The organism is Roseateles aquae, assembly GCF_032337115.1.
In the GTDB taxonomy this organism is placed as follows: Bacteria; Pseudomonadota; Gammaproteobacteria; order Burkholderiales; family Burkholderiaceae_C; genus Roseateles_C; species Roseateles_C aquae.
Genome location: NZ_JAVXZY010000005.1, coordinates 308,279 through 330,174 on the forward strand (window position 1 = coordinate 308,279; position 21,896 = coordinate 330,174).

At 64.3% G+C, this 21,896-nt stretch carries 18 protein-coding genes, 2 tRNA genes and 1 pseudogene; 3 read left to right on the plus strand and 18 right to left on the minus strand.

The window, feature by feature from the left end; translation table 11 throughout:
* Positions 1-26 precede the first annotated feature (26 nt).
* The 4 genes from RQP53_RS14310 to RQP53_RS14325 all read right to left on the minus strand — a co-directional run bounded on the left by RQP53_RS14310 (position 27) and on the right by RQP53_RS14325 (position 1,917).
* Entirely contained in the window at positions 27-368 is a 342-nt protein-coding gene (locus tag RQP53_RS14310; protein ID WP_315651033.1) for a hypothetical protein, read from the minus strand.
* Between the two features lie 114 nt (positions 369-482).
* Positions 483-1,031, minus strand: a complete 549-nt coding sequence (locus tag RQP53_RS14315; RefSeq protein WP_315651034.1) for a hypothetical protein — start codon at positions 1,029-1,031, stop codon at positions 483-485.
* Positions 1,032-1,036: 5 nt separating this feature from the next.
* The gene (locus tag RQP53_RS14320; protein WP_315651036.1) at positions 1,037-1,687 is read right to left on the minus strand and encodes a hypothetical protein; all 651 of its coding nucleotides are present in this window, start codon (positions 1,685-1,687) and stop codon (positions 1,037-1,039) included.
* A 92-nt stretch (positions 1,688-1,779) separates the two neighbouring features.
* The gene (locus RQP53_RS14325) at positions 1,780-1,917 is read right to left on the minus strand and encodes a hypothetical protein (protein WP_315651038.1); all 138 of its coding nucleotides are present in this window, start codon (positions 1,915-1,917) and stop codon (positions 1,780-1,782) included.
* A 250-nt stretch (positions 1,918-2,167) separates the two neighbouring features.
* Here RQP53_RS14325 and RQP53_RS14330 point away from each other — a divergent pair, with 250 nt between their 5' ends.
* The 3 genes from RQP53_RS14330 (at position 2,168) to RQP53_RS14340 (ending at position 4,943) form a co-directional block, all read left to right on the plus strand.
* Positions 2,168-3,160 (plus strand): PD-(D/E)XK nuclease domain-containing protein, encoded by a 993-nt coding sequence (locus RQP53_RS14330; RefSeq protein ID WP_315651039.1) that lies wholly within the window; start codon positions 2,168-2,170, stop codon positions 3,158-3,160.
* A complete protein-coding gene (locus tag RQP53_RS14335; protein WP_315651040.1) occupies positions 3,148-4,263 on the plus strand; it encodes a hypothetical protein in 1,116 nt (371 codons plus the stop codon). The genes RQP53_RS14330 and RQP53_RS14335 overlap by 13 nt, the downstream gene beginning before the upstream one ends.
* A 170-nt stretch (positions 4,264-4,433) precedes the next feature.
* Positions 4,434-4,943 (plus strand): hypothetical protein, encoded by a 510-nt coding sequence (locus RQP53_RS14340; RefSeq protein ID WP_315651041.1) that lies wholly within the window; start codon positions 4,434-4,436, stop codon positions 4,941-4,943.
* A gap of 770 nt (positions 4,944-5,713) precedes the next feature.
* Here the strand turns inward: RQP53_RS14340 and RQP53_RS14345 are convergent.
* From RQP53_RS14345 to ybiB, 14 genes and pseudogenes are all read right to left on the minus strand, one after another.
* Positions 5,714-5,789: transfer RNA gene (locus RQP53_RS14345), tRNA-Asn, on the minus strand.
* A 68-nt stretch (positions 5,790-5,857) separates the two neighbouring features.
* A tRNA-Asn gene (locus tag RQP53_RS14350) sits at positions 5,858-5,933 on the minus strand.
* A 36-nt stretch (positions 5,934-5,969) separates the two neighbouring features.
* Positions 5,970-8,108, minus strand: coding sequence for a TonB-dependent siderophore receptor (locus RQP53_RS14355; RefSeq protein WP_315651043.1), 2,139 nt, complete (start codon positions 8,106-8,108; stop codon positions 5,970-5,972).
* Positions 8,109-8,705: 597 nt separating this feature from the next.
* A complete protein-coding gene (locus tag RQP53_RS14360; RefSeq protein WP_315651044.1) occupies positions 8,706-9,815 on the minus strand; it encodes an NAD(P)/FAD-dependent oxidoreductase in 1,110 nt (369 codons plus the stop codon).
* A gap of 53 nt (positions 9,816-9,868) precedes the next feature.
* A complete protein-coding gene (gene fdxA / locus RQP53_RS14365) occupies positions 9,869-10,192 on the minus strand; it encodes a ferredoxin FdxA (protein ID WP_315651045.1) in 324 nt (107 codons plus the stop codon).
* Between the two features lie 78 nt (positions 10,193-10,270).
* Positions 10,271-11,053 carry a uroporphyrinogen-III C-methyltransferase gene (gene cobA / locus RQP53_RS14370; RefSeq protein WP_315651046.1) on the minus strand — a complete coding sequence of 261 codons (783 nt, stop codon included), beginning with the start codon at positions 11,051-11,053 and terminating at the stop codon, positions 10,271-10,273.
* Between the two features lie 143 nt (positions 11,054-11,196).
* On the minus strand, positions 11,197-12,498 hold the full coding sequence (locus tag RQP53_RS14375; RefSeq protein WP_315651047.1) for a sulfate adenylyltransferase subunit 1: 1,302 nt from the start codon (positions 12,496-12,498) through the stop codon (positions 11,197-11,199).
* Positions 12,499-12,604: 106 nt separating this feature from the next.
* Positions 12,605-13,564: a sulfate adenylyltransferase subunit CysD gene (cysD, locus tag RQP53_RS14380; protein WP_315651048.1), complete on the minus strand. Its 960-nt coding sequence runs from the start codon at positions 13,562-13,564 to the stop codon at positions 12,605-12,607.
* 197 nt (positions 13,565-13,761) lie between these two features.
* Positions 13,762-14,523: pseudogene (locus RQP53_RS14385) on the minus strand (phosphoadenylyl-sulfate reductase); the annotation flags it as partial.
* On the minus strand, positions 14,520-15,008 hold the full coding sequence (locus RQP53_RS14390) for a DUF934 domain-containing protein (protein ID WP_315651049.1): 489 nt from the start codon (positions 15,006-15,008) through the stop codon (positions 14,520-14,522). The gene RQP53_RS14390 and the pseudogene RQP53_RS14385, both read right to left, overlap by 4 nt.
* 11 nt (positions 15,009-15,019) lie before the next feature.
* Positions 15,020-16,711 carry a nitrite/sulfite reductase gene (locus RQP53_RS14395; RefSeq protein WP_315651050.1) on the minus strand — a complete coding sequence of 564 codons (1,692 nt, stop codon included), beginning with the start codon at positions 16,709-16,711 and terminating at the stop codon, positions 15,020-15,022.
* 13 nt (positions 16,712-16,724) lie between these two features.
* Complete coding sequence (locus RQP53_RS14400) at positions 16,725-17,492, minus strand: sulfite exporter TauE/SafE family protein (RefSeq protein ID WP_315651051.1); 768 nt, start codon at positions 17,490-17,492, stop codon at positions 16,725-16,727.
* A gap of 229 nt (positions 17,493-17,721) precedes the next feature.
* Positions 17,722-20,454: a collagenase gene (locus RQP53_RS14405; protein WP_315651052.1), complete on the minus strand. Its 2,733-nt coding sequence runs from the start codon at positions 20,452-20,454 to the stop codon at positions 17,722-17,724.
* Positions 20,455-20,942: 488 nt separating this feature from the next.
* Complete coding sequence (gene ybiB / locus RQP53_RS14410; protein WP_315651053.1) at positions 20,943-21,863, minus strand: DNA-binding protein YbiB; 921 nt, start codon at positions 21,861-21,863, stop codon at positions 20,943-20,945.
* Positions 21,864-21,896 lie beyond the last annotated feature (33 nt).

Consider the following 21,896-nt stretch of genomic DNA (forward strand, 5'->3'; position numbering starts at 1 on the left):
GGTAGGTATTTCGGGGTATTCACGATTCAATACTCCGACGGCAGTAGACAGGTCGTCACTGAGCGGTCGGCCTCGGTGATGACCCAGATAACACCGCCATCGGGCAGCGCGTAACTCGACATCACGCGGAAGCCCTGAATGAGCGCCTCGCGGTTCGATCGCGCGTCCTCGGCGGGAATCTGCCCCCAATCGCCGCGGGCATGGCGGGCCAAGAGGCTGATGGGGCTGACGCCGCGCTTCATCAGGAGCTTCAGCGCGCCCGGCGTGCTGACGAGCTGCCCGAGTTCCAGGCGGGGCAGGGTGGGCTGGGATGTTCCGGCCAACTGCGGATCTGCATCCGCCCGCGGGCCATCGGTTGACGTAGACATGAGTTCTCCTTGAATGACAAAGCCCCATGTGCTCGCGCACATGGGGCCGTGGGTTGCTTGGTGAGAAGGAAGGACGGGAGGGGTGGAGCCCTGTGATCCGGCATTGAGCCGGCGCTATCGCAGGCAGTGCGTTGCACAGCGCCAGAACGCCCGGCCGAGCAGGCGCTCGTAGCTGCCGTGTTCAGACGGCAGGAACCTGATCTGCGGCACGTCCACCTGGCGCGCGTAGTCGGTGGCCAAGTCGCTGACATAGCGGTTGGACGCGACGACGCCGCCACCCGCGAACCGGGCGATGAGCCAGTGGTCTTCGGCATCTGGCAACGAGCCGATCTCGCCAGATAGCAGCGTGAGCCACACCCCAGCGCTGGTGACCGACAACGAGCTCAGATCCGCGGCGCAGTCGCCGTCGTAGGCGGCGCGGTAGACACCGCGGCGCGGCGAGTAGGACAGCATGGCCATCGGCGAGCCGCCGCTGAGCATGCAGCGGCCCGAGCGCAGCAAGACAAGGCACCGACCCACGGCTGGTAGATCGACGCCCATTTCGTCGGCCAAGCGCTCGACGGCCTGCGGCGCTGTCTCGCCATCGCCGATGTCGACGCCTTGTAGGCGCAGATCATCGGCGGTGACGGCCTTGAACCATTGATCGGGGTTCAGGTCGCCCATGACTGCTACTCCTGCTCGGCAGCTCGGGCCTTGCGCCGGCCGCGAGCCGGCTTGTCGGGCTCGGACGCGGTCATGGCCTCGTCAGCATCGACGGCCACTGCGCCATCCGCAGCGCCCTCCACGGCTTCGACTTGGCCGACGCTGCCGCCTTCTTCGGCGATCGCCTGCGGCTGCTCTTTGCCGACGCGCACCTCGGAGAGGTCGCCGCCGATTGCCATGTGGTCGGCCCACCACGCTTCCCAGCGCCCGGTATCGACCAGCAGATGCGGCTTGTCACCGTCGCGGCTCAGCAGGCCTTCGGTCAACAGGATGGCCGACAGGAAGCCCCAGTTGTTGCTCGACCTGCCGACGAAGGCCGGTTTGAACACGGTGGCGCGCAGGGGCTGGTCGGCCGGGTGTTCGCTGACGCACCGCATGATAGAGCGCACGGGCACGGCTTCATCGGAGACGTAGCCGCCGCCCTCATTGCCGGCGATGCGCAGGAAGAGCGCCTGGCGCGCGGTGTCGGTGAGCACTTGGTAGAGGATGGCGCCGAGCGAGCGAGGGCCGAGCTTGGTGGAATGCGCTTCACGCAGGAGCAGGTAGGTCTGCGGGCCGGCGGGCAACGCGGTCTCGATGACGGCCGTCGTTTCGGCCGGGATGGATTTGCGGGGCATGTTGAGCTCCAAATGAAAAGCGCCGCCTGGCTCCGGAGAGCCAGGCGGCGCGAATGGGGACGAAGGGAAGGGCGGCTATTGCCGCGATGTGGTCAGCTCAGGTTCACCTGGATGCTGAGTTTGCGGCGCATCAGCACGTACACCGCGAGGGGCAGCAGCACGGCGGAAGCCGGGCCAGCAACAGCAGGAAGCGCGAACCGCGCGCCCTGGGACAGGATCGTAGAAAACACACTGGATCTCCTTGGTAGTGGGATTGGTGGCACGGACCGATGCAAGGGCCCGACCAAGGAAATGAAATTGATTTCACCGGAGTGTTTGATCCGCGCTGGGGCAGCATCGGGGCGCGAATCTGGCGGATCAGGATGCCATGCCAACCACTAACCTAACGACTCGCTGGAGGTGTGCTCAAATCGTCCTGACTCTTCACGGCAGGCGTAGCTGGCATTCCGACCAGCCGCGGTTGTGGAGTAAGGAGGAGTTGTGGCGGAGACCGTAAATATTGGCGAGATCGCAGCGCGTCTGTCGAAGGACATCTTTAAGTATTTCCTTTGGGCGACGCACCCCAAGACTGACGACAACTTTGAGTGTTCGAATGAGAAACACGTCGGGGATGGGGGAAAGCCGAAAGCTACGCATCCGGGTGATGTCGTCTTTCACTACCGCGACCCATATCTAGGCAAGATGGTGTATCTGCATACTGATTTGAAGAGTTATGCGGAGGGTTCGATCACTTCTACGAGTCTGCGTGGGGCCTTCAAATCGTTGTGCATGACGATCGACTGTGCCAGATGCTCGGATTCGTGGAGGGCAAAGTACTCGGTCGATGAAGGTGAGGCGCACGAAGTCCGTGGGCTACTGTTCGTTCACAACCATGACAACGGCTACGACAAGCCGTTTTACGACGCTGTCGACAAAGTCAATTTGCAGGCGCTGCCGGTAGCTCCCGGTACGCAACTGCACTACCTCGGCCCCCATGACATTCAACGGCTATACAGCATTGCGAATGACATCCTTCGCCTGAAGGGCGAAGGCGAGTTGCCGACCACCTATACGTTTTACTACCCTGACCTGGTGATGACACGCCGGCAGGGCGACGTTTGGGATCAGTCGGCGACCGTCGAGACGTTGACGGCGCCATACATCATCATCAAGCACGCTGCGACCGAGGCGCAGTCGGCAGGCTACGTCATCTACTACAACGCACCTGCAGCCTGTCCAGAGGAGTTTGAGTACTTCCTTGACAGCCTGTCCAGATTCCAAATGCTGGAGTCAGGCGAGCGAATCTTGCTGCGCGTCACCCATCCAGACGCGCCGAACGACCTCAAGTCGGTTTTTCGCATGGCCCAAAAGAAGTACGTAAAGGCATGGGGCTTTGACCCGGAGCGCGAAGCGATCTTGAGTCAGATCCAGATTGAGCGGATCACGAGCGTTACCAGCACCTACAACCCGGGAGATTTGGGATGGCGGGAATGAAGAAGCGGGCGCATGGCCCGTCGCTCTACTACGCTAGCGACAAAAATGTTTTCGACGCGCTGAATCAGCATAAGGTCGATACGCCGACTGTCGTGAAGCTGTTCCAGCGTCGGAATGTCGTGGTTAGCAAGAAGACGCCGAGGGATGAGCTGGCGAAGTACTTTTCCACATTGACGCACGACTACTACGACCACAAGGAGATCGCTGCGAGATTGGGCGTGGCGACGAGGCGGGAGCGCACCACGTCGATGGATGTGTCAGGGGTCGGCGGTGCCGACGAGTTGCACGGCGTTGTCGAGCAGCTGAAGAAGGAGATGGAATCGAGCGGTGACACAGTCCAGGTCGCGCGAGATGGCGACAACATCACCATTCGAGTCCAATACTCGGAGGTCGACTACAAGCGCAGTGAGTTCTCTCAAGTCCAGGTCCGCGACGGCACTATCGAGTTCGTCAAGTCCGCTGCCGGCTACGTTGTGCGCAATACGCAGAACGACTACCTCAACGGGGTTCGGGAGACATTGCTTGCCAAGGTTGAGAAGGCAACGTCCGAGCCTTTAACGAAGGTGGTCGTCGCCCTGTTCGACATTCCTTCAGCCAAGCTGCGTTCCAAGTTCTTCCATGAACTGGCAAGTTCTTTGCCAAGCTTTGTGCGGCGCGACGTTACCGACGTGTATGTGTTCAAGGCCAAGCCTGAGGCGGAGGACGATGAAGATGAGGCCGGTGGCGGCGACTTTGGCTCAGAGACCCATGTGGAGAGGGTCTTTCTGCGCGGTAGTGGCGTCAGCCGCTCAGAGATATTGAATGAACTTCTGGACGAAGAGGACTACTACATCATCAAGATGGGGTGGACCGCGACGGAACTGCTCGGCGAGGGAAACGTCTACGACATCGAGGCTGGGTTTGCGGATCCGAAGGACTGCACTGGTTTTTCCTTCATTCTGAGCGGCGTATTCCCGTTGGAAGAAGGAAAGGTGTCAACGCGACGGCGGCCACCCCATAAGCATGAGATTGATGCCCTCTCTCGCGTAATTGAGTCGAAGGCCAGGGATCTCGTTGCTGCGCTTCGATCGGAATTTCTGGGTGCTGAAGCTGGGAGGGAGTAATGCAGACCAGATACAGGTGGTTTCGGATACAACTTCCGGCCCGGGCTCGGGATCTGGCGGCGCTTGTCGCCACGCGGACGTTTGACACTTCGGCGACTTATGGCTTCGCGCGGGTGGCCGGCGCTGTCAGCAGCGCCTCATATCGATTTTTGTGGCGATCACGAGTTGTCGTGACGAAGTTGGATCCCGATGGGATCCCGACGTACGAGCAGGTGGACAGCGTGAGCTTCACGGACTTCGCGCTTGTCGAGATGGGCGAGCTGACTTTTCTGCGGGTAGAGAACCCGGGGCGAAACGTGCGCGACTTACTAAACGCACTTGAGTCTTTGGCAGGCATGGGTTTCACGGCGAAACCTGTTTCTTTCGACAAGGGGCAGCCGACGACCGTGTTTAGCTCAGTCGATGCATCCAAGTTGGTCGGCCTGAAAATCGTCGGTGCAGTGCTTGCCGACGACCTGGTTGCGCGCATGGAGTTCGCATCGAAAGACGGCATGGTCATTGAGAACATGACCGTACTTTCCGGTCTCAAGTACAAGGTTGAGCATGCAGTGTTCGAGGTTGTACTGGGCGGGCTGAGGGGGCAAATTGCGTTCGCAGCGAACGGCACGGTGAAGATCAGCGGACAGGTGGCGCCAAAGCTCGTCAGCCTGGTGGAGCAGGACTTGCACCAGTTCGTTTGAGAAGTGCTCCGACGTCGAGATGAAATGTCCGGCATGTTCAGCCACGCCCCCCGGAGCTCTTGCTGAGTTGAAGGGCACGCGCGAGGCCTGGGGTAGATCCAGGTTCTAGCAGCAGGATCTGCGGCGATCGGCCTGGTAGCCGTCGAACTGAGACCAGCCGCGCTTCTTCCAGCCGGCGCAGGCCGTCATAGCAGGCGTCGCGGCTGACGTGTCCGAGCGCCAGCATTCGGCGTGTGAGGTTGATGAGCGGGCTGGTGCGCGTCGAGCACAGCCTCTGCAGGAGAAGGGCCAAGTGCAGTGTCTTGCCGCCGGGCAGCGCCGCGGCGGCGTCCAGCCAATCCAGTCGGACATGGTCGGTGTGGGGTCTCGGCAAAACAGTAGAGGCTGGCAGCATCTGGTGGCTCCGGTCGTGGGTGACACATCGGGCTGTTGCTCGCCCGGTGTCAAACCGCCAGTGGATACACCCCCATGGGACAAATGACACCGATGGGCAATGCGACCTGGAAGTGCAGGCGCCCCGGGTTGGTCGGGGCCGGAGATGGACCGTGGCGCGCGCCGGCCGGGTCGTATAGCCGTCTGGCTTCAGCGCCTCTTGCTGTGGTGTTTCGTGACGCCGATGCCGCAGGCTGCGAATTGCCCAACGCGCTATCGCTGTTGTCATCCCGACGCCACGAGCTTGAGGGGCCCGGACCGCGCAGGACCGGGACCAGAGATGGACCAGACAAAGGAAAACGCCCCAGCGGCAAGAGCTGCTGGGGCGTTGTCTTTGTTGGCTCCTCGACCTGGGCTCGAACCAGGGACCTACGGATTAACAGTCCGGCGCTCTACCGACTGAGCTATCGAGGAATTGATCGGTACTGATCTGTTTTTACTTCTGTTTGCTGCCGTGGATCCGTACCACGGCGGCTGAATTCTGGCTCCTCGACCTGGGCTCGAACCAGGGACCTACGGATTAACAGTCCGGCGCTCTACCGACTGAGCTATCGAGGAACAGAGCCTTGCATTATAGACAGGTTTTTTAGGTCTTTACAAGACCCAGTCCACACTTGCCCTGAAAGTTCTTGGTGCCAATGGATAGAGATAGGCGTGGCCGTACTGGAACGGGGCCTCGCGCCAGGCGCGATGGTCGGCCAGGTTGTCGATGCCTGCACGCCAGATCAGGCTTTGGCGTTGGCCCAGCGCCTGCTCGTAGCGGGCGCCGAGGTCGATGCGGGTCCAGCCAGCGATGCTGACGCTGTTGTCCGGCAACACGGCGCGCGGGCCTTCGTAGGCCAGGCCGGCGCTGAGCTGCAGGCCGGGCAGGGCCGAGATGTTCTGGCGTGCGGTGAGCTTTAGGCTGCGCTCGGCCACATTGGCGGGCTTCAGGCCATTGAGGCTGGCATCGGCGCTGCCGCTGCGGCGGGCCTGCAGCTGCATGGCGCTGGCCAGCAGGCCGCCGCCGGCCCATTTGATATCGGCCTGGGCTTCGATGCCGCGATGGCGGGCGACGCCGTCGATCTGACGGACGCAGGAGCCGGGCACATCGTCGTTGTCGCAGGCGCCGATATCGCGCCAGGCCGGGCGCTCGACGCTGAACCAGTTCAGCGACCAATCGACGGTGCTGGAGCCCGCCTTCAACCCGAGCTCGATCTGCTTGCTCTTCAGAGCCGGCAGCGCCTGTCCGGCATTTGAATAACGCTTGCGGTTAGGGGCCACCTCGGACTCCATGCCTTCGCCCCAGCTGCCATAGGCCATCAGCTGCTTGTCGATCGCATAGGACAGGCCCAGCCAGGGCGTGTTCAGCGTCTGCGTGTAGCTCGTAGGGCGTGAGCCGTTGGTGCGCACACTGTCGCGGGCGATGCGGGTGTGGCGCAGGCCGGCAAAGGCCTGCCAGTCGGCGCTCAGCTGGACGGCATCGCGCAGATAGAGCTCGGTGCTGTGCTCGTCACGGTTGGTGTTCTCGTCGCCGAGCGTCGGGACGGCCGGCGTGATGACCGTCGAGTAGACGCTGCCGACGCCGCTCAGGTTGTAGGCCTGCTTGTTGAAGCGACCCTGGTAATGGGTGAACAGCACGCCGGTGCTGATCGTGTGATTCAGGCCGGCGGCCATCAGCTTGCCGGCCAGCGACAGGTCCAGGGCCTCGCTGTTGCGGCGTTCGCCTTCGCTGCGGAAGTCGGAACGATCGAAAGTACCGTCGCTGCAGTAGCGGTCGTAGTTGTTCTCAGCCGAGCAACCGTAGGCATAGGCGAGACGGTCGTCGGTGCGCAAGCGCTGCACGCCCAGATGGGCCTGCGCCTGCCAGTCGGCGCTGAGCTTGTGCTGCAGTCGGACCGAGCCCTGCGTGTTGTCGAACACCACCGGCAGTGTCCAGGGCATGTTGTTGAGGTTCAGACGCGGGTTGAAATCGCTTGCGTCAGGCAGCTTGCTGCCCAGCAGACTGAGGCCCGGTTGGCTGGGCTGGCTCTGGCGGTTCAGCTCAACTTCGGCCTCGAGCAGCGTGGCAGGGCTCAGGCGCCAGTCGCCGGCCAGCGCCAGCAGGTGGCGGCTGCCATGGGCGTCGTGCAATTCCGGGTGCAGTTGCGCGGCGCTGGCATTGACACGCAAACCAAAGGCCTTGCCCTCGCCGAAGCGTTGGCTCCAGTCCAGTGCGGCTTCGGTCGTACCACGCTCGCTCACGCCGAGCGACACGCTGAGCAGTTCCACCGTCGGGCGCTTGACGATCAGATTGACCTGGCCCCCTGGGCTGCTGGTGCCGGCCTGGATGCCGCTCGTGCCCTTGAGCACTTCGATGGCGCTCTTGTTGCCCAAGGCCAGCGCGGTCTCCGCGTTGATAGGCAGGCCGTCGCGGCGGTAGTTGAAACGGTTGTCCAGATCGAAGCCGCGGATCTTCAGGTAGGACACGTAGCCGACCGAGTTGTAGGCATCGCTGATGCTGGCGTCGAGCTGGCTGAAGCCGGCCAGGTTGGCGATGCCGGTATCGGCGAGGCGCTCGGCGCCAATCACGCTGGCCTGCAGCGGCAGCTTGGCCACCGGTGTGTCGCCAAAACCGCCCACCAGCACCGGTGCATCGGCATTGCGGCCGCTGACGGTGACGGCCGGCAGGCTGGCCTGGGCAAAGGCTTGGGCCGTGCACAGCAGGGCTGCGGCGGCGGCGATATGGGTGAGGGGTTTCAGTGAAGCGCTCATCTCGATACTGCTTGGGCTTGTGGCAGAGAGGCGTCACAAGACCCAGGTGGCCGCCCGGTGGACGGGCGACAGCATCGAGACTGGCTTGGCTTCCCTGCGCGAGGATTACCTCGGTCCTGCCAGCTCGATGAGCCAACAGGCGCGATCAGGTTCAAAGGGACTTTCTCAGCCGGCTCATTGCATGAGCCAGCACCCCTAGCGAAGCCGCCATTGTACGGCGCCATGAAAATGGCTCATTCTCGTCAAGTGTTGATGCCTGCGAAAGCGGCCCCTAACCAACCACAGAGCCACAGAGACACGGAGGAGAAATCATCAACGCATCACTTGCTCTGTGAATTCCTCGGTGACTCAGAGGCTCTGTGGTTTGTTCTGGCTCATCAGCCTCTGACGAGCGCCACGAAAAAGCCCGCCAACGGCGGGCATGTATTCACCCAGCGAGGCCCGACGATCCGGCTCCGCCGGGCGTACGGGCCTGCCCCCTTGAGGGCTGAGACCGGACACAAACGCACAGCGTTTGTGCCTGTCGAAGGATCAGGCCTCAGGCCTGATGCGGCCTGCAAGGTGGCGCGCAGCGCGTAGGGGGTGGTCCGTCAATCGTCAATCAAACACCGGCGTCTCCACCCCCAGCACCTTGTGCAGCTTGGGGCTGGTGGTGGTGTACTGCAGATGGATGCGCTTTTCCGGGAAGATGTAGGGCGCGGCAGCAAAGGCGGCCAGCGCGGCCTCGTGGAAGCCCGACAGGATCAGCTTCTTCTTGCCCGGGTAGGTGTTCACATCGCCGACGGCGAAGATGCCCGGCACCGAGGTTTCGAACTTCTCGGTGTCGACCACGATCTGCTTGCGCTCCAGCGCCAGGCCCCATTCGGCGATCGGGCCGAGCTTGGGCGACAGGCCGAAGAACACCAGCACCTGGTCGCAGGGCACGACGCGGGTGACGCCGTCACCACCGGTGACCTTGACGCCCTTGAGCTGGTCGTCGCTCTCATCGATATCGGTGACCTGGCCGACGATGAACTGCATCTCGTAGTTCTCGCACAGCTCGTGCATCTTGGCCACGCTGGCCGGCGCGGCGCGGAAGCCGTCGCGGCGGTGCACCAGGATCACGCTCTCGGCCTTGTTGGCACTGCCGTCTTCATTGCCGGCGCAGAAGTTCAGTGCCCAGTCCAGCGCCGAATCGCCGCCGCCGACGACGATGATGTTCTTGCCGGCGAACTGCGCCGGGTTGCGCACGCGGTAGTGCACCTGCGAGCCTTCGTACTTGTCCAGACCTTCGACCTTCAGCGTGCGCGGCTGGAAGGAGCCGACGCCGCCGGCGATGAAGATGGTCTTGGTCAGGAACTGCGTGCCCTTGGAGGTGGCCACGAAGAAGCGGCCATCGGCCTGCTTCTCGACGGTGGTGACTTCCTGGCCCAGATGGAAGGTCGCGCCAAAGGGCTCGATCTGCTTGAGCAGGTTGTCGGTCAGTTCCTTGCCGGTGCACACGGGCACGGCCGGGATGTCGTAGATGGGCTTGTCGGGGTAGAGCTCGATGCACTGACCGCCGGGGTAGGCCAGCGAGTCAATGATATGGGCCTTGATCTCCAGCAGGCCGAGTTCGAAGACCTGGAACAGGCCCACCGGGCCAGCGCCGACGATGACGGCATCGGTTTCGATCACGCCGGCGGTGGCGGCGGGTGCGGAGGTCGCTTGAGTCACTTGGTTTTCCATGGTCGAGCGGGCCCGACAGGCCCGGTTGGCAGCCGGCTCGTGGCCGGCCGAGGTCAGCGGATCAGTTCGGACAGCTTGTCGGTCCGGTCTTTCCATTCGTCAGCATCGGGCAGCGCGGCCTTGCGCTTGGTGATGCTGGGCCACTTCTTGGCCAGATCGGCGTTGAGCTTGATCATGTGCTGCTGCGCGCCCGGCACATCTTCTTCGGGCACGATGGCATTGACCGGGCACTCGGGGATGCAGACGGCGCAGTCGATGCACTCGTCGGGGTCGATGGTCAGGAAATTCGGGCCTTCACGGAAGCAGTCGACGGGGCAGACGTCAACGCAGTCGGTGTACTTGCAGCGGATGCAGGCTTCGGTTACGACGTGTGTCATGGAGCAGCTCTAGAGTTGTGGGGCCCTGGGACCGTCACCGTCCCATGAGATGGGCGCTTTGACGGCAAAGGGCGGATTTTAATCGGTCAGCGTCTTCACACGGGGTTGATGGCTGTCAATCAAGGGCTTTTGCTCGGCGGCAAGCGCCGACTTGCGCACAGCGCGCAGTGGCGCGGCCCCGGCGCCCACCGTCACCACGGTGGGGCGGCCGCGGTGCAGCATGGCCGCGGCGGCAAGACCTGACACCTGGTGCTCGCTGGACAGCGCGTCGGCGCAGCCGGCTCGTGAGACCACCAGCACCGGCGTGTCCGCCGCCCAGCCGGCCTCGGCCAGCTTGCGGGCCAGTGCGCCGAGTTGGCGGCCGGCCATGTAGAAGACCTCGGTGTCGGCACTCTTGTGCGCCTGCAACTCGCCGTCGCGGGTCATGGCCGTGGTCAGGCTGACGCTGCGGCCATGGCCGCGTCGGGTCAGCGGGCGCTGTGTCTGGGCGGCGGCGGCAATCGCGGCGGTCACGCCGGGCACCACCTCGCTGTCGATGCCGGCTTCGGCCAGCGCCAACAGCTCTTCCTCCAGCCGGCCAAACACGCTGGCATCGCCGCCCTTCAGGCGCACCACCAGGCGGTGTTCGCGTGCCTGGCGCACCAGCGCGGCATTGATGGCGGTCTGTGCCGTCGAATCGCAGAAACCGCGCTTGCCCACGTCCAGCCAGATGGCTTGGGGCGCGAATTCGCGCAGCGCGGGATCGGTGAGCGCGTCGTACAGCACGACATCGGCCTGCTGCAGCGCACGCGCGCCGCGCAACGTGATCAGATCGGCGGCTCCGGGGCCGGCGCTGACGAAGATGACCTTGCCTAGTTTCATGATGCTGCTCGCTGGGTTTCGGTGCCAAGTCCGTTTGCTGCCACCACATCAGGCCGCGCGGCGCCCGAGGATCCGGCTTTGCCGGGCCTGCGGGCGCGCCCCCTTGAGGGGGCCGGCGAAGCCGGTAGGGGGTGGTTCATGATTCAGCGCACCAGCAGCGCGCCGCTGGTGCGGTTGCTCGTTGGGTCGACGACGATCAGCGCGCCGCCGACGCGGTTGGCCGCATAGGGCTCGACCGGCAGGGCGGCCTGCACCTCGATGCGCACATGGCCGATCTCGTTGACCGCCAGTTCGTGCGCCTCGGTCTCGGCCAGCGTGTGGATGTCGAGCCGGTGCTCGATCGCGCTGATGCGGGCCTGTACCCAGCGGTTGCCGTGGCGCACCCAGTACTTGCGGCCGGGCACGGCCGGCTCGGTGTCCAGCCAGGCCAGCGTCGCCTCGAAGCTTTGCGTCGGCGTGGCACTGCCGGGCGTGACGATCCAGTCGCCGCGGCTGACGTCCAGCTGCCGATCGAGGATGACGCCGGCCGATTCACCGGCCACGCCGTGCGCCACGGTCTCGCCAGCGCGGCGCACCTCGGCCACCACCGCGGTCTCGCCGCTGGGCAGGATCTGCACGGTGTCGCCGGCCTTGACCTGGCCGTGAGCGATGCGGCCCCACAGCGTGCGCGGCTGGTTGCCGGTGCCTTCGCCTTCGCGGGCGACGTACTGCACGGGGATCAAGAGCTGACCCTCAACGCGTTCCTGCACCGTCGGCAGGCCTTCCAGCACCTGCAGCAGCGAGGGTCCGTCGTACCAGGCCGCATCGAGTGGCTGGGTGACGTTGTCGCCGCGCAGCGCCGAGACCGGCACGATGGCGGTGACGGCGATGCCGGCCGCCTCGGCAAACTTGCGCAGCGCGGTGCTGACCTTGGCATAGCCCTGGGCCGGGTCGGCCAGCGCGTCAATCTTGTTGATTGCGAACACGATGCTGGGCAGGCGCAGCAGATGAGCCAGGAGGCTGTGGCGGCGCGTCTGCGGCAGCAGCGTCACCTCGGCTTCGTCCAGATCGAGCTTGGTGATGTCGACCAGCACGACGGCGGCATCGCTGCCGGCGGCGGCGGTGACCATATTGCGGGTGTACTGCTCGTGGCCGGGGGCGTCGGCAATGATGAACTTGCGCGTCTTGGTGGCGAAGTAGCGGTAGGCCACATCGATGGTGATGCCTTGCTCGCGCTCGGCCTCCAGGCCGTCGGTCAGCAGCGACAGATCGATGGGCTGGCCGGCGGCGCGCTTCTCCAGCGTGTCCAGCTGGTCGGCGAGGATGGCGCGGCTGTCAAACAGCAAGCGCCCGATCAGCGTGCTCTTGCCATCGTCCACGCTGCCCGCGGTCAGAAAGCGCAGCGCGCGGTGCTGGGTGTCCACATCCTGCTGATGAACGGTATCGGTGTTAGGTTGGGCGCTCATAGCTGCTCAGTCCTTGTCTTAGTCCAGTGGAGCGCATGGATCCGGCTTCGCCGGTCCATCGCGCTCGCCCCCTTGAGGGGGCGCGCGAAGCGCGTAGGGGGTGGGCTTAAAAGTAGCCTTCTTTCTTGCGCCGCTCCATCGAGGCGTCCGACGTGCGGTCATCCATCCGGGTCGCGCCGCGTTCGCTGACGGTCACCGTCAGCGTTTCGGCAACGATGTCGCTGGCGCTGGCGGCATCGCTTTCCACCGGGCAGGTGCAGGTCATGTCGCCGACGGTGCGGAAACGCACGGTGGCGGTCTCGACCTGCTCATCGCCCTCGGGCGGCGTGACCTCGGTCAGCGGCACCAGCAGGCCCTTGCGACGGATGATGGGGCGCTGGTGAGCGTAGTAGAGGCTGGGCAGCGGGATGTTCTCGCGCGCCAGATACAGCCAGACATCCAGCTCGGTCCAGTTGCTGATCGGGAAGGCACGGAAATGTTCGCCCGGGCGGATCCGTGTATTGAACAGATTCCACAGCTCGGGGCGCTGCTCCTTGGGTTGCCATTGGCCGAAGCTGTCGCGGTGACTGAAGATGCGCTCCTTGGCGCGCGCCTTCTCCTCGTCGCGGCGGGCGCCGCCGATCAGCACGTCGAAGCGATTCGCCTCGATGGCTTCGAGCAGCGTCACCGTCTGGTGGCCGTTGCGCGATTCCAGCGGGTGGGCCAGGCGCACGGTGCCGGCCTTGATCGAGTCGTCCATATGGGCCACGATCAGGCGCTCACCCATCTCGGCCACGCGCTGGTCGCGGAACTGGATCACCTCGGGGAAGTTGTGCCCGGTGTCCACATGCAGCAGCGGGAAGGGCAGGCGGCCCTTGAATTCGTTGCCGGCCACGCGTTGCTTGAAAGCCTTCTCGGCCAGGCGCAGCACCACGCAGGAATCCTTGCCGCTGGAGAACAGCAGGGCAGGGCGTTCGAAGGCGGCGGCCACTTCACGCAGGATGAAGATGGCTTCTTCTTCGAGGTGATCAAGATGGCGGTGGTCCACCGTCGGGACCAGTTTGTCAAGGTTCACAGGCGCATTCATGCCGTGGCTCCAGTAGGCTTCAATTCTTCATTGGAACGGGCCTTGTGCAGCCCGCATTCCTTCGCATTCTCGTCTTGGCTGTGGCCGGTCGCTTCCTCGACCTTAACTTCGGCGCTGCCGAAGTTAGCCTGCGCCGAAACGTCGCCGCCGGCGGGCTCGCCGGGCGAGCCGTCGGCCACGGCCGACGAATGCGACTTGTGCAAGCCGCATTCCTTGGCGGCATCGTTTTCCCACCACCAGCGCCCCGCGCGGAAGTCTTCACCAACGGCAATGGCCCGCGTGCAAGGGGCGCAGCCGATGCTGGGCATGAACTGGTCGTGCAGCGCGTTGAAAGGCAGCTGATGCTCGGCGATGTAGTGCCAGACATCGGCCCAGCTCCACTCGGCCAGCACATTGAGCTTGCTGCGGCCCTGGGCATCCAGCTCGCTGAAGGGCACTTCGGCGCGATTGCTGGACTGCTCGCGGCGCAGGCCGGTGATCCAGCCGGTGCGGCCAGCCAGCATGCGGGCCAGCGGCTCCAACTTGCGGATGCCACAGCATTCCTTGCGCAGCGCCAGGCTCTCGTACATCGCGTTCTCGCCGCGCGCCTTGACGAAATGAACCACGGCATCGTGCACCGGGCTGAATACATCGACCTTCAGCCCATAGCGCTGTTCGATGGCCGGGATCAGTGCCAGCGTTTCGGCGTGCAGGCGGCCGGTGTCCAGCGTGGCGATGCTGATGGGCAGCTGCAGGCGCGCGATCAGATCGGTGATGACCATGTCCTCGGCGCCCAGGCTGGTCGATTGCACCAGAGAGGCGCCATGCTCGCCCACCGCTTGCTGCAGCTGCTCGACCGTTTTGGCCAGGCGCTGCTCAAAGCCATCTGTCTTGCGGGCGTACAGCGTGATGGCCGAACCCGCTGCGCTGGCGCCAGGCAGGGGGCTCAGACTGCTGATGCTGCTGACTTTGCCGCTCATGCGCTCTCCTTGGCGAACACCGGCTTGGGGTCGATCACATCGCCCTGGTAGTGGGCGGGGAAGAAGGCCAAGGCACGTTCGGCCGCATCGAGCTGCTGGTCGGGGCGCAGCTGGGCCGCGTCGAAGCCGGTGCGCGAGAGCAGCGGCAGCATGTCGACCAGCACTTCGCCAACGGCGCGGATCTCGCCGGCAAAACGCAGGCGCACACGCAGCAGGCGGGCCTGGCTGTAAGCGCGACCATCGACCCACTTGGGGAAGTTCAACGCAATCAGTGACAGCCGCGGCAGATCGTCTGCCAGGTCTTCGACATCGAAGTCATTGGGCAGTTGCACGCCGACGGCCAGGCCGGCCGGCCAGGTGTCGCGCACCGCATGCCATTGCTCCAGCGTCAGCAGGGTGTGGTCGGCGGCCACCGGATGTGAAACCGGGCCGTCTTCGCCGGCCACGCGATGCCATTGGTCGTGATGGGTGTCGATGAATTTCATGGGGCAATCCTTCAGGCCTGGGCGGTGGACGAACGCACGGCGTTGGCGGCGGCCTTGAATGGGTCTAGGCCCAGGCGGCGCACGGCGTCGACGAAGCGCTCGGTGGGCAGGCGGTTGTCGCGGTAGGTCTGCACCACGGCCTCGATGACGTCGGCCACCTCATCGGCGGCAAACGACGGGCCGATGACCTTGCCCGGCACGGCCCTGCCGGACAGCGTCGAACCGTCCGAGCCACCCAGCGTGATCTGGTACCACTCGGTGCCGTCCTTGTCGACGCCAAGGATGCCGATATGGCCGCTGTGGTGGTGGCCGCAGCTGTTGATGCAGCCGCTGATGTGCAGGTCGATGTCGCCGATGTCCCAGAGTTCGTCCAGGTCCTGGAAGCGTTGGGTGATGTCCTCGGCGACCGGGATCGAGCGGGCATTGGCCAGCGCGCAGAAGTCACCGCCGGGGCAGGCAATCATGTCGGTCAGCAGACCGATATTGGGCGTGGCAAAGCCGTTGGCGCGGGCCGCTTCGAAGACGGCCGGCAGTTCGCTTTCGCGCACCCAAGGCAGCACCAGGTTCTGGTCGTGGCTGACGCGCAGCTCGCCGTGGCTGAACTGATCGGCGATGGCGGCGGCGGCATCCATCTGCTTGTCGGTGGCGTCGCCGGGGGCGATGCCGACATGCTTCAGCGACAGCGTGACGGCGCGGTAGCCGGCCAGGCGGTGGCCGTGCACATTGCGTTCCAGCCAGCGCTTGTAGGGGCCGGCCTCGACTTCCGCAAAGATGTCGCGGCCTTCGGTGGCACTGACGCCTGCGGGCACGACGAAGCTGGCCGCCACGCGGTCCAGCTCGGCCTGCGGAATCAGGTGCTCGTGGCCGGCCGGGTCGTCCTTCAGGATCTTGGCGAATTCTTCGTTGACGGCATCGATGAACTGCTGGCCCTCGGCCTTGACCAGGATCTTGATGCGCGCCTTGTAGGCGTTATCGCGGCGGCCATAGCGGTTGTAGACGCGCACGATGGCCTCGATGTAGACGAGGATCTGCTGCCAGGGCAGGAAGTCGGTGATCACCGTGCCGATGATGGGCGTGCGGCCCATGCCACCGCCCACCAGCACCTCGAAGCCGATCTCGCCGGCGGCGTTCTTCTTCAGCTGCAGGCCGATGTCATGCCAGGCGATGGCGGCGCGATCCTCGGCGGCGCCGGAGATGGCGATCTTGAACTTGCGCGGCAGGAAGGCGAATTCCGGGTGCAGCGTGCTCCATTGGCGCAGCACCTCGGCGTAGGGGCGCGGATCGATGATTTCGTCCGGCGCCACGCCGGCCAGTGCGTCGCTGGTGATATTGCGGATGCAGTTGCCGCTGGTCTGGATGCCGTGCATGTCGACATCGGCCAGCAGGTCCATCACGTCGGCGGCCTTGGGCAGCGGGATCCAGTTGTATTGCAGGTTCTGGCGGGTGGTGAAGTGGCCATAGCCGCGGTCGAACTCGCGGGCGATGCGGGCCAGCTGACGCAGCTGGCGCGAGGACAGCACGCCATAGGGCACGGCCACGCGCAGCATCGGGGCATGGCGCTGCACATACCAACCGTTCTGCAGGCGCAGCGGGCGGAATTCGTCGTCGCCCAGCGTGCCGGCGAGATTGCGCTCCAGCTGGTCGCGGAACTGTGCGGCACGGGCACGCACGAACTGGCGGTCGAAGTCGGTGTAGGCGTACATGGTTTTCTACTTTTTAGTGGATCACTTTCCAGCCGGCCATCAACAAGGAGGCACACAGCAGGGCACGGATGGCGCCGTCGGGCAGGCGGCGAGTCAGTTGGGCGCCCAGCCAGATGCCGGGAATGGAGCCGATCAGCAGCGAGACCAGCAGGCTCCAGTCGACGTGGCCCAGCGTGGCGTGGCCGATGCCGGCCACCAGCGTCAGCGGCACCGCATGGGCGATGTCGCTGCCGACGATGTAGCGGGCTTCCAGCCGTGGGTAGATCAGCAGGATCAGCGTCGCGCCGATGGCGCCGGCGCCGATGGAAGACAGGGAGACCAGCACACCCAGAATCAGCCCGGCGATCACCGTCAGCGCCGGCTTGCGCGATTCGGGCATGAAGCGTTCCAGACGCAGGCCGACGCGCTGCCAGAAGGGCCGGAAGGCCACAACCAGGGCCGTCAGCAACAGCGCAATGCCCAGCGAGAAGCTCAGTGCGCTGGCCCAGCCCTTGGTGATGCCGGTCAGATGCATCAGCGCGACGGTGGCGATCGAGGCCGGAATGCTGCCGGCCAGCAGACGCCGGACGACGTCCCAGCGGACATGGCCGTGCCGCGCATGGGCAACAGAACCAGACATTTTGGAGAGCCCAGCAAACCACAGATCGGTACCGATGGCGACCGCTGGGTTCAGTTTGAAGACGGAAAGCAGCAGCGGCGTCATCAACGAGCCGCCGCCCACGCCGGTGATCCCGACGATGGCACCGACCCCGAATCCGCTGGCAATGGCTAGTCCGTCCAATGTGGCTCCTGTTGACCGCCCCAATGACAGCCTAGGCGCTGGACTATAGAAGCGGTCCGTATATATATAAACGACTGATTCGTAGATTGCTTATATCGAATCTGGAATTTAGCGCCGGCGGCAGGCGATCCGGCTGTGTGGGGCAACAGTAAAAACGGCGCCATCCGCTTTTGCAGATGGCGCCGTGCTGGGTCAGGCGTAGGCGGCGAATGGGCCGCGGCCCTTGACCTCAATAGCGAGTGCTCAGGCTCAGCCCGTTGAAGGCCGTCTTGCCCGAAACCGTCAGGTAGACGTAGCCCGGGGTGTAGACCGGCACGACGACAGATTCAGCATTGCCGCTGTTGGTGGAGCGGTAGTTGTGCGCCGTTGGCGTGGCCCAGCCCTGGGTGTTGACGTACAGATCGGCATTGCCGGAACCGCCGCTGGTGCTGATGGTCAGCTGCACATTGGGCTTGTCTACATAGATGAAGTAGTACAGCAGATCGCCCGCTGCGCCGGCCAGACCGCTGCGCACGCAGCCGTTGGCCATGCTGTCGGACCGGCTCGGGCAGGTGGAGGGCGGCACGCTGGCGACGCTCACCGTTTGCGCGGCGCTCGTCGTGCTCAGCCCGCCGTTGTCGGTCACCTTCAGCGTCACGCTGTAATTGCCGGCGCTCGAGTAGGTCTTGACCGGATTCGTGGCGGTCGACGTCGTGCCGTCGCCGAAGGTCCACAGCCGGCTGGCGATGGTGCCGTCGGCGTCGGTGGACCGGTCGGTGAAGTTGACCGTCAGGCCGGACGGGCTGTAGCTGAAGTTGGACGTTGGCGCCTGATTGACCGGCGGCGTGCCAGAAACGGTTACGGTTTGTGGAGCGCTGGTGTTGCTTAGATTGGTGTTGTCCGTCACCTTCAGCGTGACGCTGTAGCTACCAGCCTTGGCGTAGGTCTTGGACGGGTTGGTCGCCGTCGACGTGGTGCCGTCGCCGAAGCTCCACAGGCGGCTGGTAATGGTGGAGTTGCCGTTCGGATCGGTCGAGGCGTCGCTGAAATTGACCGTCAGACCCGCAATGCTGGTCTTGAATGCCGCGCTGGGCGCCTGCGCCGAGCTGCCACCGGACGGGGGGACCTTTGCGTTGCAGTTGACGTTGGACGTCGGCACCGTAGTCAACCAAGAGTTGAACTCGCTGTCGTAGCGGCTGCCGATGGTGGACTTCTCCAAGTTGCGCGCGCCGGTCCAGTCACCCTTGCGGTAGTAGCCCAGCAAGGTCTGCAGGTCGGTGGGGTGCTTATCCATCATGAAGCTCACCGCCAGGAAGCCCCAGTTGTAGATGCGTGTCTGGTCGGCGTTGTCGTAGGTGGTGTCGAATAGCGTGCTGAGTGCGTAGCGCTTCGTTTTGGCCTCGTTCAGCGCGTCGGTATACGTGACATTGCGGTAGCAGTAGGAAACATGCTCCGCCAGGCCCTCGATCCACCAGATCTGCGGCGTCGAGATGCCTGCGCTGAAGTCGCCATACATGTCAAAGCGGCCATCGAGGTAGTGGGTGTACTCATGGTTCAGGTTCCAGACCTCGAACGTCGGCTTCACCCACTCGGCCTCATAGGCGTAGAAGCGCGGCACATTGCCAGCTTGGGTCGGGTCGCCCTCGATGTACATGCCACCGTTGTTGGTGTCGATGCCGAACAGCGGGCCCGCGTAGTCCTGGTAGTCGTAGCTGCTGTCGAAGATGACCAGCTCCAGGCTGCTGTTGTTGTCGCCGGCGACCGGCGTGCGATTGGTGCCCAGCTTGTTGTGGAAGTAGGACTCCTCGTTGATCACCGAGCTACAGGTGGCGTTGAGCTCTGCCGCGCTCATGGCCTGGGCGCGCAGCGTCAGCGATGGGCTGCACACCTGCTTCAGCGGTAGCACGGCCGCTTCCGCGCGCGGTTTCCAGTTGCAGCTGCTGTAGGTGCTGCACTGGCCTGGGTCGTAGTAGTCGGTCATGTCCGCCAAACCGATCCAGATGGCCTGGCTGGGCGTGTTCAGGCCGCCGCGGCTCATCAGCGCCTGGATCTGTGGCCGGGTCGTGCTCAGCAGGGTCGGATACTGCAGGAAGCGCGAGAGCTCACGGGCCGCATTGCTGACCAGATAGCTCTCCGGCGTGCCGATCAGACCCCAGTTGCGGTTGGTGAAGTCGTTGACCGCGTACTGCAGCGTCACATCCGATTTCACCAGCGCCTGGAAGTCGGCGTTCTGGTGGCCGCGCCAGAGCACGGTGAAGGTGCTGTTGACGGCCGCCTTCATGTTGTAGGAGCTGTTCCAACTGCTGCTGTAGGAATCCAGCAAGCGCTTGACGACCCAGGCGTAGCGCGCGTTCTCGGTCGAGGAGTCGATCAGCGTAACCGCCTCGCTCAGCACATCGCCGTTGGCGTCAGAGACCTGGAAGATGTTGGCGTTGGCGTAGAGCGCATCCAGCGCGGCGCGGATCGAGGTCTTCAGCGCCGTTCCATAGCTGCCGACGGAGCCGGCGTCATTGAACTGCACATAGTAGCCAGCGCGTAGGAACAGGATCAGCTGCAAGACACCGCTGCTGTTGGTGCCGTTGTAGCTCCCCGCGTAGCTGCGCAGGCCATCGGCGACGCTGCGCATCTGCGTTTCATTGAAGGCACGCTGGGCGTCGGTGCCGCGCAGGCTGAAGAGGGCGTTCACGCATTCGACGGTGCTGGTTCTCACCGCTTCGGCCAGAGCGCTGCCGGAACGTGTGGTGAAGACCGTCGTGTCGCAGGCGGCCGCAGCCAGCTGCTGGCGGGCGCTGAGCTTGGCGCGGACGCTGCTGGCGGATTTGGGTTGCGAACGCTCGGCGGAGACGGGCGGGCGGTCCTTGGCGTCTTGCTTTTGCGCCTTGTCTTTTTGGTGATCGACGTGGAGCAGCGAGGCGTCCTTGCTTTGCGGCATGGGCCCGCTGGCCGTCGGGCTGGCATGGGCGAGGCTCAGGCAAAAAGACATGGCGAGGCCAAGCCCCGCTAGTTTTGGGGTATGCATGATGGGTCCGGTTTCCTGATGGAGGAGAGGGCACCCGGTCAAACGGCCGGGCGACGAGGGCCTGCCTTGTGGGCAGGCACACGCGCCGGCAGCGCTGCGTACCACTTATATCGCATCTGCCAGCAAAATATATTTGACATATGCATGACATATTTCACAAGAGGGGTGGAACCGATTCTTGTAAGAAAATGTGTTGCTATTCCGACAAAGGCGCATCAAAACCTTTCGATTGGGGCGCATGGTGGATGATGAGGCTTGCTAGTCGCACATATGTGCGAATGCCCGTCGTTTTGTGCGCTCTGGCACTCCTAAACGCTGCGTCGCTGCCTCTCCATGCAAGGCTGGGGGCAAGCGCCGGCCGGCCCCAAGGCTGGCGCTCGTGGGGAGCGGGCGTCCGATTCAGACGACTTACGGATCGTCTCGGGGCGGGGGGCGGTAGGCCGCCGAACGGCTCAGTACTGGCTCAGCTGCGTTAGCGCTTCGAGCTGTTCGGCGATGCGCCGGGGCATAGGCAGCCGCCCGTGCAGCAGGCTGTCGATCAGCTGTGCATTGCCGGCGATATCGGACTGCTCGAGCAGTGCCTGGCAGTCATCTTCCAGGTCCTCATGCAGCCGGCAGCTGCCGCCAGCGTCGATCTGCATCAGCCAGGCCTTGCGACGCAGATGCGCATGGGCTTCGCCTTCGCAGCCTTTCATCAGCAGCGCCGTGCCCCCGGTGTTTTGGCACAGCGCGGGCAGCAGTGCGGACATGCTGGTGATGTATTCCGGGTGGGTCACGGCAACGACCCGGGTGCTGTGGCCCGGCGCCGGATCGAGCAGCTTGGCCAGGCTGTGCGCGCTGTTGCGAACACCCAGCCTCACTCGCAGTGCCATCAGCCTGTCCAGGCCGGGCAGCAGCAGAACGCTCGGCAGCACGGCAAGCCGGCGTTGCTGCAACTGCTCTTGTGCTTCTTCAAGCGATGCGGCACAGCGCAGCCCCAGGGCTTCCAGCAGTTCGAATGGGTTCTCCCGCGCGCTGAAATCATGCCGGCCATGAATCAGCACCGGGATGCCCTCGTCGGCCAAGCGCAGGGCAATCAGCGGCATCAGATTGGCAAGTTTTCGAGCGCCATTGAAGCTGGGCAGCAGGACCAGCCGTCGCTCGCCGGGCACGTGCAGGCGCTGACAACGTGCATTCATCGCTTCACTGAAGCCGAGCAACTCGTCCGCTGATTCGCCCTTGATGCGCAAGGCCAGCAGCAGGGCGCCGAGCTCCAGCTCAGGCACCTGACCGTCAAGCATCGCGCCAAACAGAGCGGCAGCGTCGGCGCGATCGAGATTGCGTGCGCCCCGCGCCCCGCGTCCAACTTCCTTGATCAATGCGGCGTAGTCCATCGTCCGCAGTGTAGGCCGCGTCCACCATGAGCC

Coding starts and splice junctions, on each gene's coding strand:
- RQP53_RS14310 (WP_315651033.1), bottom strand. CDS start 368: ATGTCTACGTCAACCGATGGCCCGCGGGCGGATGCAGATCCGCAGTTG.
- RQP53_RS14315 (WP_315651034.1), bottom strand. CDS start 1,031: ATGGGCGACCTGAACCCCGATCAATGGTTCAAGGCCGTCACCGCCGAT.
- RQP53_RS14320 (WP_315651036.1), bottom strand. CDS start 1,687: ATGCCCCGCAAATCCATCCCGGCCGAAACGACGGCCGTCATCGAGACC.
- RQP53_RS14335 (WP_315651040.1), top strand. CDS start 3,148: ATGGCGGGAATGAAGAAGCGGGCGCATGGCCCGTCGCTCTACTACGCT.
- RQP53_RS14355 (WP_315651043.1), bottom strand. CDS start 8,108: ATGAGCGCTTCACTGAAACCCCTCACCCATATCGCCGCCGCCGCAGCC.
- RQP53_RS14360 (WP_315651044.1), bottom strand. CDS start 9,815: ATGGAAAACCAAGTGACTCAAGCGACCTCCGCACCCGCCGCCACCGCC.
- fdxA (WP_315651045.1), bottom strand. CDS start 10,192: ATGACACACGTCGTAACCGAAGCCTGCATCCGCTGCAAGTACACCGAC.
- cobA (WP_315651046.1), bottom strand. CDS start 11,053: ATGAAACTAGGCAAGGTCATCTTCGTCAGCGCCGGCCCCGGAGCCGCC.
- RQP53_RS14375 (WP_315651047.1), bottom strand. CDS start 12,498: ATGAGCGCCCAACCTAACACCGATACCGTTCATCAGCAGGATGTGGAC.
- cysD (WP_315651048.1), bottom strand. CDS start 13,564: ATGAATGCGCCTGTGAACCTTGACAAACTGGTCCCGACGGTGGACCAC.
- RQP53_RS14390 (WP_315651049.1), bottom strand. CDS start 15,008: ATGAAATTCATCGACACCCATCACGACCAATGGCATCGCGTGGCCGGC.
- RQP53_RS14395 (WP_315651050.1), bottom strand. CDS start 16,711: ATGTACGCCTACACCGACTTCGACCGCCAGTTCGTGCGTGCCCGTGCC.
- RQP53_RS14405 (WP_315651052.1), bottom strand. CDS start 20,454: ATGTCTTTTTGCCTGAGCCTCGCCCATGCCAGCCCGACGGCCAGCGGG.
- ybiB (WP_315651053.1), bottom strand. CDS start 21,863: ATGGACTACGCCGCATTGATCAAGGAAGTTGGACGCGGGGCGCGGGGC.